Raw genomic sequence first — 16232 nt, forward strand, 5'->3', positions numbered from 1 at the left:
CGGCAGGCGACGCCGTTCTTGCTCCCTGTATCGTCTTTTTGACCGGCTTCTTGAACCAGCAAGGTGATGGAACTTCCCTCTTAGCACTCACTCACAGAGAGTGCTAACATCATTGGTACATACCCGAGGAGGTTCTCCATGTCCCACTCACTTGCCCCCATTTCTGCCGCTGCCGGTGGCCAGGTCGCTGTCGCGAACCCCTGGGCGCTGGTGCCGCCACTGGGCAACCTCGACGCCTACATTTCCGCGGTCAACCGCCTGCCACTGCTCACGCTGGACGAAGAGCAGAAGGCCGCACGCCGCCTGCGCGACGACAACGACCTGGAGGCCGCGGGCCAGTTGGTCATGTCCCACCTGCGCCTGGTGGTCTCCATTGCCCGCCAGTACCTGGGCTATGGCCTGCCCCACGGCGACCTGATCCAGGAAGGCAACGTCGGCCTGATGAAGGCGGTCAAGCGCTTCGACCCCGACCAGGGCGTGCGCCTGGTGAGCTACGCCATGCACTGGATCAAGGCCGAGATCCACGAATATGTGTTGAAGAACTGCCGCATGGTCAAGCTGGCCACGACCAAGGCGCAACGCAAGCTGTTCTTCAACCTGCGCTCGCGCAAGCAGGGCTTCCGCTCGGACGCACTGGACGGCGACACCCACCGCGAGGTGCTGAGCGATGTCGAAGTCGGCATCATGGCCAAAGAGCTCAACGTGAAGCCGGAAGAAGTGCGCGAGATGGAAACGCGGCTCTCGGGCGGCGACGTGGTGCTGGATCCCACCCCCGGTGACGACGGCGAAGACGCCTTTGGCCCGATTGCCTACCTCGCCGACGCCACCCACGAACCCACCGCGGTGCTGGAATCGGCCGAGCGCGATGCGTTGGCCACCGAGGGCGTGGCCCAGGCCATGAGCGAACTCGACGACCGTTCCCGCCGCATTGTCAGCGAGCGCTGGCTCAAGGTGAACGACGACGGCTCCGGCGGCATGACGCTGCACGAGCTGGCGGCCGAGTACGGTGTGAGTGCCGAGCGCGTGCGCCAGATCGAGGTGGCGGCCATGAAGAAGATGCGCAAGGCGCTCGCGGCTTACGCCTGAACCACTCAAGCCTGCAAAGCAAAAAGCCGCCCTGTTGGGCGGCTTTTTTTTGGCGAAGGGCCGGGGCTCAGTGCTCGCGCCTGAGGGCGGGGAACAGGATCACGTCGCGGATGCTGGCGCTGTCGGTCAGCAGCATCATCAAACGGTCAATGCCGATGCCGCAACCGCCGGCCGGCGGCATGCCGTATTCCAGCGCACGGATGTAGTCGGCATCGAAGTGCATGGCCTCGTCGTCACCGCTGTCCTTGGCCGAGACCTGGGCGTGAAAACGCGCGGCCTGGTCCTCGGCGTCGTTGAGCTCCGAGAACGCATTGCCGAATTCGCGGCCGGTGATGTAGAGCTCGAAGCGCTCGGTCACCTCCGGTTTGGCGTCGTTGGCGCGCGCCAGCGGCGAGATTTCGGTGGGGTGGTCCATGATGAAGGTCGGGTTCCAGAGCTTGTCCTCGACCTTCTCTTCAAAGTACATCACCTGCAGACTCGCCAGGCTGCGCGTGGAGAGCTGGTGCTTGGCTTCGGTCAGGCCCAGCTTCTTCAGCTGGTTGAGCAACCACTCCGTGCTGTCCACGTTGTCGCCGGCCTCGGTGTGCTTGAGGATGGCTTCGCGGATGGTGAGCCGCTCGAACGGTGAGGTCACGTCCACCGGCTGTCCCTGGTAGGTCAATGGCACATCACCGCGCACCTCGCGCACCACGTGGCGGATGAGCTCCTCGGTGAAGCTCATCAGGTCCTGGTAGTTCCAGTACGCCGCGTAGAACTCCATCATGGTGAACTCGGGGTTGTGGCGGACGCTGATGCCTTCGTTGCGGAAGTTGCGGTTGATCTCGAACACGCGGTCGAAACCACCCACCAGCAAACGTTTGAGGTAGAGCTCGGGCGCGATGCGCAGGAACATCTCCTGGTCGAGCGCGTTGTGGTGCGTCTTGAATGGCTTGGCGTTCGCACCGCCCGGGATGGGGTGCAGCATCGGCGTCTCGACCTCAAGGAACCCATGGCTGACCATGAAGCCGCGCAGGCTTGAAATGCCGCGGCTGCGGTTGACGAAGCGCTGGCGCGCGGTTTCGTCGGTCATCAGGTCGACGTAACGCTGGCGGTACTTGATCTCCTGATCGGCGATCCCGTGGAATTTGTCGGGCAGCGGTCGCAGGCTTTTCGTGATGAGGCGAACGCTGTCGGCGTGGATGGTCAACTCGCCGGTGCGGGTGCGAAAGAGCACGCCTTCGGCCGCCACGATGTCGCCCAGGTCCCAGTGCTTGAACGCGTTGTGCAGCGTCTCGCCCACGCTGTCGTTGTTCAGGTAAATCTGGATGCGGCCACCGCTGGGGCCGAACGAGGCGTCTTGCAGCGTGGCAAAACTGGCCTTGCCCATCACGCGCTTGAGCATCATGCGACCGGCCACGCACGCGCGCACCGGATTCGCTTCCAGCGCTTCCTTGGTGGTCTCGCTGTGCACCGCGAACAATTCGGCCGCCTTGTCGGTGGGCTTGAAGTCGTTCGGGAAAGCCACGCCCTCGCCCCGCTGCTGCGCTTCGCGCATCGCCTTGAGCTTCTCGCGGCGCTCCGCGATCAGCTGGTTGTCGTCGTGCGCCGGGGCGCTGGCATCGGGAGTGTGGACTTGGGTCATGAATGAAAAATGGGTTGGGCACCGAAGTGCGCAACCCATGATTGTAGTTTTGGGCCGACCTCGGCCCTGCCAGTTTTATTCGCCGAGGTAAGCGGCACGAACTTTCGGGTCGTCGAGCATGTCGCGGCCCTTGCCGGTCATGATGATTTCACCCGAGTCCATCACATAGCCCCGGTCAGCGATCTGCAGTGCGCGGCGGGCGTTCTGCTCCACCAGCAAGATGGTCACGCCCTGCTTGGACACGTCGCGCACCACCTCGAAAATCTTGTCAACCATGATGGGCGACAGGCCCATGGAGGGCTCGTCGAGCAGCAAGACCTTGGGCTGGCTCATGAGCGCGCGCGCCATCGCCAGCATCTGCTGCTCACCGCCGCTCATGGTGCCGGCCAGCTGGTCTTTGCGCTCGCGCAGGCGCGGGAAGATGTTGAACATCTTCTCGATGTCCTGTGCGATGCCGGGCTTGTCGTTGCGGATGTAGGCACCCATCTGGAGGTTTTCGGTGATGGTCATGCGCGTGAACACGCCACGGCCTTCCGGCACCATGGCCAGGCCCTGTTTCACCAGATCCCAGGCGCCCTTGCCCTTGATGCTCTGGCCCATGTACTCGATGTCGCCGGCTTCAAACGCCAGCGAACCGGTGACGGCCTTCATGGTGGTGGTCTTGCCCGCGCCGTTGGAGCCGATCAGCGAGATCAGCTCACCTTCGTTCACTTCGAGATCGATGCCCTTGACGGCCTTGATGCCGCCGTAGGCGACCTTCAGGCCGCTGATCTTGAGGAGTGTGTTTGCCATGTCGATTCCTTGATCAGTGTCCACCGGTGCCGAGGTAAGCCTCGATCACCTTGGGATCGCGCTGCACATCGGCGGGCGTGCCCGACGAGAGTTGTTTGCCGTAGTCGAGAACCGTCACACGGTCGCACAGGCCCATGACCAGCTTCACGTCGTGTTCGATCAGCAGGATGGTGCGGTTGTCGTTGCGGATCTGGTCGATCAACTCGCGCAGCTGCACTTTCTCGGTGGCGTTCATGCCGGCAGCGGGTTCGTCCAGCGCAATCAGCTGCGGGTCGGTCGCCAGCGCACGGGCGATTTCCAGGCGACGCTGGTCGCCGTAGCTCAGCGTGCGCGACTTGTAGTCAGCGAACCGCTCAATGCCCACATAAGCAAGCAGTTCGCGGGCGCGCGCCGTGATCTCGGCTTCTTCGCGCTTGAAACCTGGCGTGCGCAACACGGCCCCGATCAAGCCCGAATGGGTGCGCACGTGGCGCCCGACCATCACGTTCTCCAGCGCCGTCATCTCTGCGAAGAGGCGGATGTTCTGGAAGGTGCGTGCGATGCCGGCCTTGGCCACCTCGTGCACCGCGCTGGGCGTGTAAGGCTTGCCCGCGAGCTCGAAGGTTCCGCTGTCGGGCGTGTAAAGGCCCGTGAGCACGTTGAAAAAGGTCGTCTTGCCGGCGCCGTTGGGACCGATCAGGCCATACACCTGGCCACGTTTGATTTCCATGCCCACATCGCTGAGGGCCTGGAGCCCGCCGAAGCGTTTGGAGACATTGGCAACTTTGAGGATGGTTTCGGTCATTGAAGTTGCTCCGCTCACTTGGACAAGGACTTGCCGTGCTCGGGGGCGGGCCACAAGCCTTTGGGACGGATCAGCATCACGATCACCATGGCCAGTGCGATGAGCAACTGGCGCAGGATTTCCGGGGCCAGACGGCCATCGGTCATGGCCGTGAGCGGATGCGCCACATGCCGCAACAATTCGGGCAGACCGGCCAGCAGCAAGGCGCCCAGCACCACGCCCGGAATGTGCCCGATGCCACCCAGCACCACCATGGCCACGACCATCACCGACTCCATGAGCGAGAAGGATTCGGGCGAGACGAAGCGCTGGAACGAGGCGAACAGCACACCGGACACACCGCCGAACGAAGCACCCATGCCGAAGGCCAGCAGCTTGAGGTTGCGGGTGTTCAGGCCCATGGCCTTGGCGGCGATCTCGTCTTCGCGAATCGCCATCCACGCGCGGCCGATGCGCGAGTCTTGAAGACGGTAAGAAATGATGATGGCCAGAACCACGAAAAAGAGGAACAGGTAGTAGTACAGCGTGACGGGCTGGAAGGTGTAGTCGCCGATGGTCAGCCGCTTGCCGAAGTCCAGCCCGAAGACCGAGATGGTGTCGATCTGGCTGATGCCTTTGGGCCCGTTGGTGATGTTCACCGGGCGGTCCATGTTGAGCAGGAAGATGCGGATGATCTCGCCGAAGCCCAGCGTGATGATGGCGAGGTAGTCGCCGCGCAGCTTGAGCGTGGGCGCGCCCAGGATCATGCCGACGATGCCCGCAATCACCGCCGCGAGAATCATCACGATCCAGATGCTGTAGTGGATGCCCTCGGGAAACATGGCCTTGATGGCTGGGAAAGTGTCGGCCAGGTGGGGGGAGCCCAGCAGCGCAAACACGTAGGCACCCACCGCAAAGAACGCGATGTAGCCCAGGTCCAGCAGGCCGGCGTAGCCCACCACGATGTTCAGGCCCAGTGCCAGCAGCACATAGAGCAGCGCAATGTCGAGAATGCGCACCCACGAATTGCTGCCAGTGGACTGCAGGATGATGGGCAGCAGCAGCAGCGCCACAGCGGCCAGCGCGAAGGCAATGAGTTTGCCGGTCTTGGTGTTCATCATGTGATGTCTCCGGGTGGTCAGGCGCGATCGGCCACACGTTCACCCAGCAGGCCCGAGGGACGCAGCGTGAGCACGACGGCCAGCACGATGAAAGCAAAGATGTCGGTGTACTGGCTGCCCAGCACACCGCCGGTGAGCTTGCCGAGGTAACCCGCACCCAGCGATTCGATCAGGCCCAGGGCGATGCCCCCGACCACCGCACCGGCCAGGTTGCCGATGCCACCCATGACCGCCGCCACGAAGGCCTTGAGGCCGGGCATGAAGCCCATGGCGTGTTGCACGGTGCCGTAATTCGAAGCCCACATCACGCCGGCAATGGCCGCGAGCATGGCGCCGATGATGAAGGTGGCGGAAATGACCACATCGGGCTTGATGCCCATGAGTGCGGCCACGCGGGGGTTCTCTGCGGTGGCACGCATCGCGCGACCCAGATTGGTGCGGTTGACCAGCCACATGAGGAAGGCCAGCGTGATGACGGTGGTGGCCAGGATGGTGATCTGCGTAATGGAGATGACCGCGCCACCCAAGGCGACCGGCTCGGTGGGCAGCATGTTGGGATACGACTTGGGATTGGGCTTCCAGATGATCATGGCGAACGTCTGCAACAGCAGCGACATGCCGATGGCGGTGATCAACGGGGCCAATCGGGACGAGTTGCGCAGTGGCCGGTAAGCCAGCTTCTCGATGGTGAAGTTGAGGGTGGCACAAACCACCATGGCAATGATCACCGCCAGCAGCAGCACGAGCCAGCCCGGCATGCCGGGTGTGGCGTCCTGCATCACGCCGATGATGGTCCAGCTGGTGAGCGCCCCCACCATGAGGACGTCGCCGTGGGCGAAGTTGATCAGCCCGATGATGCCGTAGACCATGGTGTAACCCAGAGCCACCAGCGCATACATGCTGCCCAGCACCAGACCGTTGATGATCTGCTGTAGCAAAACTTCCATGAGGGTTCTCCGTGTTTAAGACAGGCCGAATGTGATGTTCTGTGACGGCCGGTTTCAACCTAGCAAAAAACCCGCCAGACGTGACCTGAAACCAGGACAGACTGCGGGTTGGTGCGCGGATTGTAGCGATGGGGTCTGGGGCTCCCCATGCGTGTAAGCCCTTAGCAGACGCGGGTTTACCCTAGTTTTCCAGCGGCACTGCGGCTTGCATCAGTGCGATTGGGATTTCATTAGTTTTTTTGATCGTTGCGTTTTTTGAGTTCGCGCAGCTTATCGGCGATGCGCAGCTCCAGGCCGCGCTCCACCGGACGGTAAAAACCCGGCTGCGCCATGCCATCGGGCAGGTAGCGCTCACCCGCCGCGAATCCGTCCTCTTCGTCGTGCGCGTAGCGGTAGCCCTTGCCGTAATCCAGCGCTTTCATGAGCTTGGTGGGCGCATTGCGCAAATGCATCGGCACCGGGCGCGTGCCGTCTTTCTTCACGAACGCCTTGGCCTCGTTGAAAGCCTTGTAAACCGCGTTGGACTTGGGCGCCACGGCCAGGTAGATCACACACTCGGCCAAGGCCAGCTCGCCCTCGGGACTGCCCAGGCGTTCGTACACGTCGGCCGCGTCCAGCGCCAGGCGCAGGGCGCGCGGGTCGGCCAAGCCGATGTCTTCTGACGCCATGCGGATGAAACGGCGCGCCATGTAGCGCGGGTCGGCACCGCCATCGAGCATGCGCACGAACCAGTACAGCGCTGCGTCCGGGTCCGAGCCGCGCACGCTTTTGTGCAGGGCACTGATGGTGTCGTAGAACTGCTCGCCGCCTTTGTCGTAGCGGCGCATGCGCTCGCCCAGCACTTTGAGCAGCCAGACGTCGGTGATCTCGGTGAGCTTCTCGCTGCCGGCCGCCACCGACAGCGTTTCCAGCGTGTTGAGCAGTCGGCGGGCATCACCGTCGGCGTAGGCAATCAAACGGTCAATGGCGGCCGATTCGATCGCTGGCACCGCGTCAATGGCTTGTGCCTTGGTCACGATCCGCTTCAGGTCGTCTTCGGACAGCGGCTGCAACACATACACCGCAGCGCGCGAAAGCAAGGCCGAGTTGACCTCAAACGACGGGTTTTCGGTGGTGGCGCCGATGAAGGTGAACAAGCCACTCTCCACGTGCGGCAGAAAGGCGTCCTGCTGGCTTTTGTTGAAGCGGTGCACCTCGTCCACGAACAGGATGGTGCGTTGGGGGGAAAGCCCGGTGCGCGCTGCATCTGCGCGCTCCACCGCTTCACGGATGTCCTTCACCCCGCCGAGCACCGCGCTGATGGTGAGGAACTGCGCATCGAATGCGTCGGCCATGAGCCGCGCAATCGTGGTTTTGCCCACGCCGGGCGGGCCCCAGAGGATGCAGCTGTGCGGCTGGCCGGATTCAAACGCCAGGCGCAACGCCATGCCTTCGCCCAGCATGTGCTGCTGGCCGATGACCTCGGCCAAGGTGCGCGGGCGCAGGCGCTCTGCGAGGGGCGCGTGGGGGCTGGGGGCCGGCACCGGTTTCAGGGCCGCATGACCGACGCGCCCGCCGGTGGCTCGAACTTGAAGTCGGCGGCCTTCAGCGGTGCATTGGACTGCCAGCCGTTGAAGGTGAGCACCGAGCGCTGGCCCAGGCTGTCTTCGATGTCGAGCACCGACAGCTGGCCCTGCCTGAAACCGACACGCACCATCTGCAGCTGGCCGTTGCGATCCTTGGGCTTGGCTTCCAGCCACTCCAGGCCGTCCCTGGCCGCACCGGGTTTGAGGTCAAACGCGTCCGACAGGCCTTTGAGGTCGGTGCCCGCCGCGATCAGGGCCGCGGGCGTGCTGCCCAGCACCTCTTTCTGGCCACGGGCCGTGACCTGGTTCAGGTCCACATCGTGCAGCCAGAGCGTCTGCCCGTCGGCCACGATGGTCTGCTCGAACGGTTTGGTGTACTCGAAGCGAAAGCGGTTGGGCCGCAGGAATTCAAAGGTGCCGGTGGACGTCTTGCTGCGCGCCACCGTCTCGGTGGCGCGTTTGGGCGAGGTCACCACCTGGGTGAAGCCGGCCTTGCCGCTGCTCACCTCGCGCAGGAATTTTTCAAGATCCTGCAAGCCATCCGCCGACGCGGCGAAGGTGGCAAGACTCAGGGAACACACAAGCAACAGTTTTTTCATCATGGGTCTGATCCGGTTGGGCCGGCTCGGTTCAAGCCAGCGTCATTCGCCGCGCGCCGGCACCAGGATGTCCCGCTGCCCGCTCGATGTGAGGGCGCTCACGAGGCCCGCGTTCTCCATGTCTTCGAGCAAGCGGGCGGCGCGGTTGTAGCCGATCTTGAGCTTGCGCTGCACATAGGAAATGCTGGCCTTGCGGTCCTTGATGACAATTTCCACCGCCTGGTCGTAGAGCGCATCCTTCTCACCGTTGCTCTCACCACCACCTTCGCCGAACAGGTCATTGCCCTCGCCATCGGCCACGCCGCCTTCCAGCACGCCGTCGATGTAGTTGGGCTCGCCACCCTGTTCCTTGAGATAGGCCACCACGCGGTGCACTTCGTCATCGCTCACAAACGCACCATGCACCCGGATCGGGAATCCTGTACCCGACGGCATGTAAAGCATGTCACCCATGCCCAGCAAACTCTCGGCGCCCATCTGGTCGAGGATGGTGCGGCTGTCGATCTTGCTGCTGACCTGGAACGACAGACGCGTGGGAATGTTGGCCTTGATCAGGCCGGTGATCACGTCCACGCTGGGGCGCTGCGTGGCCAGTATCAAATGGATGCCGGCTGCTCGCGCCTTCTGCGCCAGGCGGGCAATAAGCTCTTCGATCTTCTTGCCCACCACCATCATCAGGTCGGCCAGTTCGTCGATCACCACCACGATGTAGGGCAGGCGCTCCAGCGGTTCGGGCTGCTCGGGCGTGAGGCTGAACGGGTTGCCGATGAACTCGCCCCGCGCCGCGGCTTCGTCGATCTTCACGTTGTAGCCTGCAAGGTTGCGCACACCCAGCTTGCTCATGAGCTTGTAGCGTTTCTCCATCTCGGCCACGCACCAGTTCAGGCCGTTGGCCGCGTGCTTCATGTCGGTGACCACGGGCGCCAGCAGGTGTGGAATGCCTTCGTAGACGCTCATCTCGAGCATCTTGGGGTCGATCAGCAGCAGGCGGACGTCGCGCGCGTCGGCCTTGTAGAGGAGCGACAGAATCATCGCGTTGATGCCCACCGACTTGCCGGAACCGGTGGTGCCGGCCACCAGGCAATGCGGCATCTTGGCCAGATCGGCCACGATGGGCTGACCACCAATGTCCTTGCCCAGGCCCATGGTGAGCATGGACTTGGCGTCGTTGTAAACGGCCGATCCCAGGATCTCGCTGAGCTTGATGGTCTGGCGCTTGGCGTTGGGCAACTCCAGCGCCATCAGGTTCTTGCCCGGGATGGTCTCGATCACGCGGATGGAGACCAGCGAGAGCGAACGGGCCAGGTCGCGCCCCAGGTTGACGATCTGCGAGCCCTTCACGCCGGTGGCGGGCTCGATCTCGTAGCGCGTGATCACCGGGCCAGGTGCGGCAGCCACCACGCGCACATCCACACCAAAGTCCTTGAGCTTCTTCTCGATCAGGCGGCTGGTCATCTCCAGCGTCTGGCTGTCCACCCCGGCCTGGTGCACCGGCGCGCTGTCGAGCAGGTCCACCTGGGGCAGCTTGCTGTCGGGCAGCTCGGTGAACAGCGGTTTCTGGCGTTCTTTCGCCACGCGCTCGCTCTTGGGCACATCGACCAGCGTGGGCTCGATCACCACCGGCGTTGGGTGGTGCTCTTCGATCTCCACCCGCTCGACCTTCACCACCTCTTCGCGCTCGCGCGCGGCCATCTCGCCAATGCGCTGGTCTTCCACCGCTTCGCGCTTTTCGCGGCGCGCTTCGAACCAGCCGTCCAGCGTGTGGCCCACTTCTTCGGCCCAGTGGCCCCAGGAAAAACGGAACACGCGCGGCAGGCACACGAGCAGCAGCGCCAGCATGGTCAGCGCGGAACCGGTGAAGCCGAGCCAGCGCATGGAGAACGCGCCCAGCCCGTGGCCGAGCACGCCGCCCGCATGGCCCGGCAACAAGGCTTCGAGCCGGTAGAGACGACTCCACTCCAGCACCGTGCTCGCCACCATCAAGGTGACCAGTGCGAGCCAGAACAGGCTGCGGCGCACCCAGGGGCGCTGCCAGATGCGCAGATCTTGTTCAGCATCCGCTTCAGCGCGCGTGCCGCGAATCCAGCCAGCCAAGGCAGACAACCAAGCCCGGACACCGACGAGGAAACACCACCAGACCGAAAAACCGAACAGGTAGTAGCTCCAGTCGGCCAGGATCGCGCCGAGCCGACCACCCCAGTTGCCCACCTCGGTGGCGGTGCCGGTCGTGCTCCAGGCCGGATCGGCCAACGAGTGGCTCAGCAAGGCGAGCAGCCAGAAGGCCAGCACGGCCGCACCCAGCACCAGGCCGATCTCCTGGGCAAAACGGGAAACGCCGACCTGCGGTTGACCCGCACGGTCGGCGTTGAGGGTGTTCAGTGAGTAGGTCATGGGCTGTTCAAATGTCCAGCAGCGAGCTTACCCCAAGCCCACCTCTGTGCCACGTTCGGCAGACCCGGCCACCCGGCGGCGGCCGACAGGTTCAGCCCAGGGAATTCAGCCGTTCCTTGATGATGGTGCTGCCGTCTTCCGCCATCTCGATGAAACCCCGGTCTTCCAGGTCTTTCATGACGCGGCTGACCATCTCGCGCGAGGCACCGATCATCTTGGCCACGTCCTGGCGCGACACCCGGTCCTTGATGGTGAGCTGGCCGTCCTTGTCGGGCTGGGCAAATTCGAGCAGCGCGCGTGCCACACGGCCGTACACGTCCATCAGCGCGAGCGATTCGATCTTGCGGTCCGCGTGGCGCAGGCGCTGCACCAGGCCCTTCATGACCGCGTAGGCCATGGAACTGTTCTCCGGCAGGCAACGGGCGAACTCGGCGCGACCCAGGATCAGCACATCGGTCTGCACCTCGGCCTTGACCGTGGCCGAGTGCGGCTGGTTGTCGATCAGGCTCATCTCGCCCACATAGTCGCCGGGGTTCATGGTGGCCAGGATCACCTCGCGACCCCGCGAATCGGTGGTCACTACGCGCGCGCGGCCCGTGAGCACGATCGCCAGACAGTTCGACTTCTTGCCCTGCTCCACGATGCATTCGCCCCGCTTGAAACGGCGCTTGATGACCGCATCTGCAACGCCTTCGGCTTGTGCCTGCGTCAAGGTTGAGAAAAGCGGTACCCGGCGGATCAGATCGAGATTGGACAGTATCGACATGCGTGTATTCCTTGTTCTGGGAAGCGGCTGGAGCGCCGTTTCATACAATGACCCGAAGTCAAGGCCCCCTGCTCCGCAGGCTTCCGACCTGACGCACCAATATAACCGCCGACTCTAAACCACTTGCCCCGGAACCCGATGGGGACTTGCACCATGAAACACGCCAAAGTACTGATCCTCGGCTCCGGCCCCGCGGGCTACACCGCCGCGGTGTACGCCGCGCGCGCCAACCTCAATCCTGTGCTCATCACCGGCATAGCCCAAGGTGGCCAGCTCATGACCACGACCGACGTGGACAATTGGCCAGCCGACGCCGACGGCGTGCAGGGGCCCGATCTGATGCAACGCTTTCAAGCGCACGCCGAGCGCTTCAAGACCGAGATGATCTTCGATCACATCAACGCGGTCGACTTCAGCAAGCGGCCGTTCGTGCTCAAAGGTGACAGCGGGGAATACAGCTGCGACGCGCTCATCATTGCCACCGGCGCATCGGCCAAGTACCTCGGCTTGCCCTCCGAAGAAGCTTTCATGGGCAAAGGCGTGTCGGGCTGTGCCACCTGCGATGGTTTCTTTTACCGGGGACAAGAAGTGAGCGTGATCGGCGGCGGCAACACCGCTGTGGAAGAAGCGCTGTATCTGTCCAACATCGCGAGCAAGGTCACGCTGGTGCACCGCCGCGACACCTTCAAGGCCGAAGCCATCCTGATCGACAAGCTGATGGAGAAGGTCGCCGCCGGCAAGATCGAACTCAAGCTGCACAGCACGCTCGACGAAGTGCTGGGAGACCAGACCGGCGTGACCGGTGTGCGCCTGAAAAACGTGCAGACCGGCGCCACCGAAGACCTCACGCTCAAGGGCTGCTTCATCGCCATCGGCCACCAGCCCAACACCGACATCTTCAAAGGTCAGCTCGACATGAAGGATGGTTACATCACCACCCGCTCGGGCCTGCAGGGGATGGCCACCATGACCAGCGTGCCCGGCGTGTTCGCCGCGGGTGACGTTCAGGATCACGTTTACAGACAGGCCATCACCAGCGCCGGCACAGGCTGCATGGCCGCGTTGGACGCCCAGCGTTTCCTGGAGCAAAGCGCTTCTTGAACGTGGACAAATCCCGCGAGATGGCCGATTGGCTATAATCGTGGGCTTTGCTGAGATTGACCGGTTCTTCAGGAGCCACAGCAGATTCGGGTTACCGCCACCCTTTCCTGGCGAGGTGAGGCTGCACTGACCAGACGCGGAAGTTTTTCCGGTCGCGGTTGTCAGCTGTTTGAATGATCGGAGTGTCCACATGGCACGCGTCTGCGACGTCACGGGCAAGAAGCCCATGGTCGGGAACAACGTTTCCCACGCCAACAACAAAACCAAGCGCCGGTTCCTGCCGAACCTGCAATACCGCCGTTTCTGGGTCGAGAGCGAAAACCGTTGGGTGCGTCTGCGCGTCTCCGGAGCCGCCCTTCGCCTGATCGACAAAAACGGCATTGACGCCGTGCTCGCCGACCTGCGCGCACGCGGTCAAGCTTAAGGAGAACCGAACATGGCAACCAAAGGCGCACGCGAGAAGATCAAGCTGGAATCCACCGCTGGAACCGGCCACTTCTACACCACCACCAAAAACAAGAAGACCACGCCCGAGAAGATGCTGATCAAAAAGTTTGATCCAAAAGCTCGCAAGCACGTGGACTACAAAGAGATCAAGCTGAAATAAGCGGGATCTCTTCCAACAAAAAAAGCCGCTGTGACCCAGCGGCTTTTTTTGTGCTCGATCGAAGTCCGTGCACCCATGAAAAAAACCACCCCGCAGGGTGGTTTTTATCTGCAGCGGCCGAGTTCAGGCGTGGGCCGAGCGAAGGCGAATGGAGAAATCGCGCAGGGCAGCAATGCCACTCTCTTCGGCCCGACGGCACCATGCCTGCAGGTCGGTGGCCAGCTGCTCGCGCGTGGCGGTGGTGCTGGACCACAGGGCACGCAGCTCTTCGCGCATGGTCACCATCTTGTCGAGCACGGGATGCTCGGCGCGCACTTGTGCAAGCTGGGGCTTGACGCTGGCAGGCACTTTGTCATCGTCGCGGTGCAGCCACTGGCGAGCCGATTGCAGCACGGTGGCATCGCCCCGGCGCTGCTGCAGCGCGTCCATTTCACGCTTGCAGGCCGCGCGCATTTCGCGAGCGTAACCGGCCATCACCTCGTATCGGTTGGCGATGATCGCCTCCAGGGTTTTCTCGTCGGCCACCGGCTTCACATCGCCAAAGGCCATCTTCGGCGGCAACTTCTTGACCGAAGCCAGGCCCACCGAACGCATCATGCTGATGTACATCCAGCCGATGTCGAACTCGTAGGGCTTGACCGACAACTTGGCCGACGTGGGGTAGGTGTGGTGGTTGTTGTGCAACTCTTCGCCGCCAATCAGGATGCCCCAAGGCGACACGTTGGTGCTGGCGTCGGTGGCCTCGAAGTTGCGGTAACCCCACCAGTGGCCGATACCGTTGATGATGCCGGCGGCCGTGATCGGGATCCAGATCATCTGGATGGCCCAGACGGTCACGCCCAGCACGCCGAACAAAGCCACGTTGATGATGAGCATGAGGCTCACGCCCAGGCGCGAACGGCCAGTGTAGACCTCGCGTTCGACCCAGTCGTTCGGGGTGTTGTGGCCGTATCGATCCAGGGTTTCCTGGTTCTTCGCCTCGGCGCGGTACAGCTCGCTGCCTTCAAAGAAGACTTTCTTGATGCCGAACACCACCGGGCTGTGAGGGTCGCCTTCGTGCTCGCACTTGGCGTGGTGCTTGCGGTGGATGGCGGTCCATTCCTTGGTGACCATGCCGGTGGTCATCCAGAGCCAGAAGCGGAAGAAGTGCGAGGCAATCGGGTGCAGGTCCAGCGAGCGGTGGGCCTGGTGGCGGTGCAGGTAAATGGTGACGCTGGCGATGGTGATGTGGGTGAACACCAGGGCCACGATCATGGTTTGCCACCAGGTCGCCCCCGTCACCCCGTGAGCGAGGAACTGGATGAGGCCGTCCCAGATGGACGAAAAAATGCCGAAGTCGGAAGAGAACATTGATTTCCCAATAAACGCTCAGGGGCGCGGATGGATACCGAGTAGGCTCCAGAACACCCGGAGCAAAGAGAACCACGATTTTAAAGGCGGGGGTCACAAACACCAACCCATAACCCGCTTCCAATGTGGAAACTACTGTCCCAGATCAAGTGAATTGACGGCTTTTCAAGGCTTTTTCCGCCAAACGGCAGCAAAGAAGCCATCCGTAGCATGCCGATGCGGCCACAAGCGGAGCCAGCGCCCTTCGTCGCCCTGACACAGGAATGCGGCGTTTTGAACTTGGGCGGTGTCCAGCAAACCGCACACAGGCACCACCTCGAAGTCGGCATGGGCCAACTCAAAGGCGGCGCAGACGGCCTCGTTTTCTTCCTTGAGCAAGCTGCAGGTGGCGTAAACCAGCCGTCCACCCGGCTTGAGCAGGCGCACCGCGCTGTTCAGGATGGCCAGTTGCAGTTCGGCCTGGGCCGCCACGGTCTGGGGGTTCTGGCGCCACTTCAGGTCGGGGCTGCGGCGCAACGTGCCCAAACCCGAACAGGGGGCATCGACCAGCACCCGATCAATCTTGCCGGCGAGGCGCTTGATGCGATCGTCGCGCTCGTGCGCAATCGCCACCGGATGCACGTTGGACAGGCCGCTGCGTGCCAGGCGCGGTTTGAGCGCATCGAGCCTGTGGCCGGAGGTGTCAAACGCGTAAAGGCGGCCACTGTTGCGCATGGCAGCGCCAATGGCCAGGGTCTTGCCACCGGCACCGGCACAAAAATCCACCACCATCTCACCGCGTTTGGCGTCCAGCAGCAAGGCGAGCAACTGCGAACCTTCATCCTGCACCTCGACCTCGCCCTCGGTGAAGGCGGGCAGCTTGGCCAGCGACGGTTTGCCTTGCAGGCGGATGCCCAGCGGCGAATAGGGCGTGGCCTCGCCCACCAGACCCGCTTTTTGAAGCGAAGCCAACACCGCTTCGCGTTTGGCTTTGAGCACGTTCACGCGCAAGTCCAGCGGCGCGGGCTGGTTGAGGCTGCTCACCAAGGCGTCAAATTCGTTGCCCACCTGCTCCCGCAGGGACGTGGCGAGCCAGTCGGGCAGGTTGTGGCGGTGTGGCGCCATCAGGTCGGCGTCTTTGACCGCATCGCAGTGGTCCAGCCAGGTCTTTTCGGGCTCGGTGAGCGCGCTCTTGATGAAATCGCGGTCGCCCGGAAAGGCGAGGATCGCCAACCGACGCCACTTGGAACCGCTGCCCGAGCGGGCCAGCCATTCGAGCTTGAGGCGCTCGCGCAGGATCTTGTAAACGGTGTCGGACAAGGTGGCGCGCTCGCGGGACCCGAGCGAACGGTTCTCGCGAAAGTGGCGGGCGACGACGGCGTCGGTGGGGTGTTCGAACTTGAAGACCTGTTCGATCAGGCTGGCGCTTTCGTCCAGGAGGGCTTTTGGATGCATGGCGGGTATTGTCACCCCCCCCTGCGCCGCTGACGCGGCTTCCCCCCAGGGGGACGATGCCTGTGGCCCGGCGGAGCCGGTTCCACGGC

General features: G+C 63.1%; 15 protein-coding genes. 4 read left to right on the top strand and 11 right to left on the bottom strand.

Translation table 11 applies throughout. The features are described from left to right. The first annotated feature begins 138 nt into the window (after window positions 1–138). Window positions 139–1086 (top strand): RNA polymerase sigma factor RpoH, encoded by a 948-nt coding sequence (gene rpoH / locus Q1W68_RS06790; RefSeq protein WP_300652596.1) that lies wholly within the window; start codon window positions 139–141, stop codon window positions 1084–1086. 67 nt (window positions 1087–1153) lie between these two features. Here rpoH and lysS read toward each other — a convergent pair whose 3' ends face one another. The 9 genes from lysS to Q1W68_RS06835 all read right to left on the bottom strand — a co-directional run bounded on the left by lysS (window position 1154) and on the right by Q1W68_RS06835 (window position 11651). Then, entirely contained in the window at window positions 1154–2707 is a 1554-nt protein-coding gene (lysS, locus tag Q1W68_RS06795; protein WP_300652593.1) for a lysine--tRNA ligase, read from the bottom strand. 75 nt (window positions 2708–2782) lie between these two features. After that, window positions 2783–3499, bottom strand: coding sequence for an ABC transporter ATP-binding protein (locus Q1W68_RS06800; RefSeq protein ID WP_300652590.1), 717 nt, complete (start codon window positions 3497–3499; stop codon window positions 2783–2785). A gap of 13 nt (window positions 3500–3512) precedes the next feature. Next, on the bottom strand, window positions 3513–4283 hold the full coding sequence (locus Q1W68_RS06805; RefSeq protein ID WP_291212137.1) for an ABC transporter ATP-binding protein: 771 nt from the start codon (window positions 4281–4283) through the stop codon (window positions 3513–3515). 14 nt (window positions 4284–4297) lie between these two features. Continuing rightward, window positions 4298–5383, bottom strand: coding sequence for an ABC transporter ATP-binding protein (locus Q1W68_RS06810; protein ID WP_300715943.1), 1086 nt, complete (start codon window positions 5381–5383; stop codon window positions 4298–4300). Window positions 5384–5400: 17 nt separating this feature from the next. Beyond that, a complete protein-coding gene (locus Q1W68_RS06815; protein WP_300715944.1) occupies window positions 5401–6330 on the bottom strand; it encodes a branched-chain amino acid ABC transporter permease in 930 nt (309 codons plus the stop codon). Between the two features lie 230 nt (window positions 6331–6560). Next, window positions 6561–7862, bottom strand: coding sequence for a replication-associated recombination protein A (locus Q1W68_RS06820; RefSeq protein WP_300652694.1), 1302 nt, complete (start codon window positions 7860–7862; stop codon window positions 6561–6563). Further along, complete coding sequence (gene lolA / locus Q1W68_RS06825; protein ID WP_300652692.1) at window positions 7859–8494, bottom strand: outer membrane lipoprotein chaperone LolA; 636 nt, start codon at window positions 8492–8494, stop codon at window positions 7859–7861. The genes Q1W68_RS06820 and lolA overlap by 4 nt, the downstream gene beginning before the upstream one ends. 42 nt (window positions 8495–8536) lie before the next feature. Continuing rightward, window positions 8537–10885: a DNA translocase FtsK gene (locus Q1W68_RS06830; RefSeq protein ID WP_300715945.1), complete on the bottom strand. Its 2349-nt coding sequence runs from the start codon at window positions 10883–10885 to the stop codon at window positions 8537–8539. Window positions 10886–10976: 91 nt separating this feature from the next. Beyond that, window positions 10977–11651, bottom strand: coding sequence for a Crp/Fnr family transcriptional regulator (locus Q1W68_RS06835; RefSeq protein WP_069045504.1), 675 nt, complete (start codon window positions 11649–11651; stop codon window positions 10977–10979). 153 nt (window positions 11652–11804) lie between these two features. Between Q1W68_RS06835 and trxB the strand changes: the two genes are divergently transcribed. From trxB to rpmG, 3 genes are all read left to right on the top strand, one after another. Then, window positions 11805–12752: a thioredoxin-disulfide reductase gene (gene trxB / locus Q1W68_RS06840; RefSeq protein WP_300661343.1), complete on the top strand. Its 948-nt coding sequence runs from the start codon at window positions 11805–11807 to the stop codon at window positions 12750–12752. 190 nt (window positions 12753–12942) lie between these two features. Continuing rightward, the gene (gene rpmB / locus Q1W68_RS06845) at window positions 12943–13176 is read left to right on the top strand and encodes a 50S ribosomal protein L28 (protein ID WP_056269541.1); all 234 of its coding nucleotides are present in this window, start codon (window positions 12943–12945) and stop codon (window positions 13174–13176) included. 12 nt (window positions 13177–13188) lie between these two features. Further along, on the top strand, window positions 13189–13359 hold the full coding sequence (gene rpmG, locus Q1W68_RS06850) for a 50S ribosomal protein L33 (protein WP_056269543.1): 171 nt from the start codon (window positions 13189–13191) through the stop codon (window positions 13357–13359). 123 nt (window positions 13360–13482) lie between these two features. Here the strand turns inward: rpmG and Q1W68_RS06855 are convergent, their stop codons facing one another. Together Q1W68_RS06855 and Q1W68_RS06860 are read right to left on the bottom strand one after the other, a co-directional pair. Continuing rightward, a complete protein-coding gene (locus Q1W68_RS06855) occupies window positions 13483–14709 on the bottom strand; it encodes a fatty acid desaturase (protein WP_300661332.1) in 1227 nt (408 codons plus the stop codon). Window positions 14710–14874: 165 nt separating this feature from the next. Continuing rightward, a complete protein-coding gene (locus Q1W68_RS06860) occupies window positions 14875–16143 on the bottom strand; it encodes an RsmB/NOP family class I SAM-dependent RNA methyltransferase (protein WP_300652569.1) in 1269 nt (422 codons plus the stop codon). Between the last annotated feature and the right edge of the window lie 89 nt (window positions 16144–16232).

Origin of the sequence: Hydrogenophaga sp., assembly GCF_030158645.1 — a bacterium.
GTDB lineage: Bacteria > Pseudomonadota > Gammaproteobacteria > Burkholderiales > Burkholderiaceae_C > Hydrogenophaga.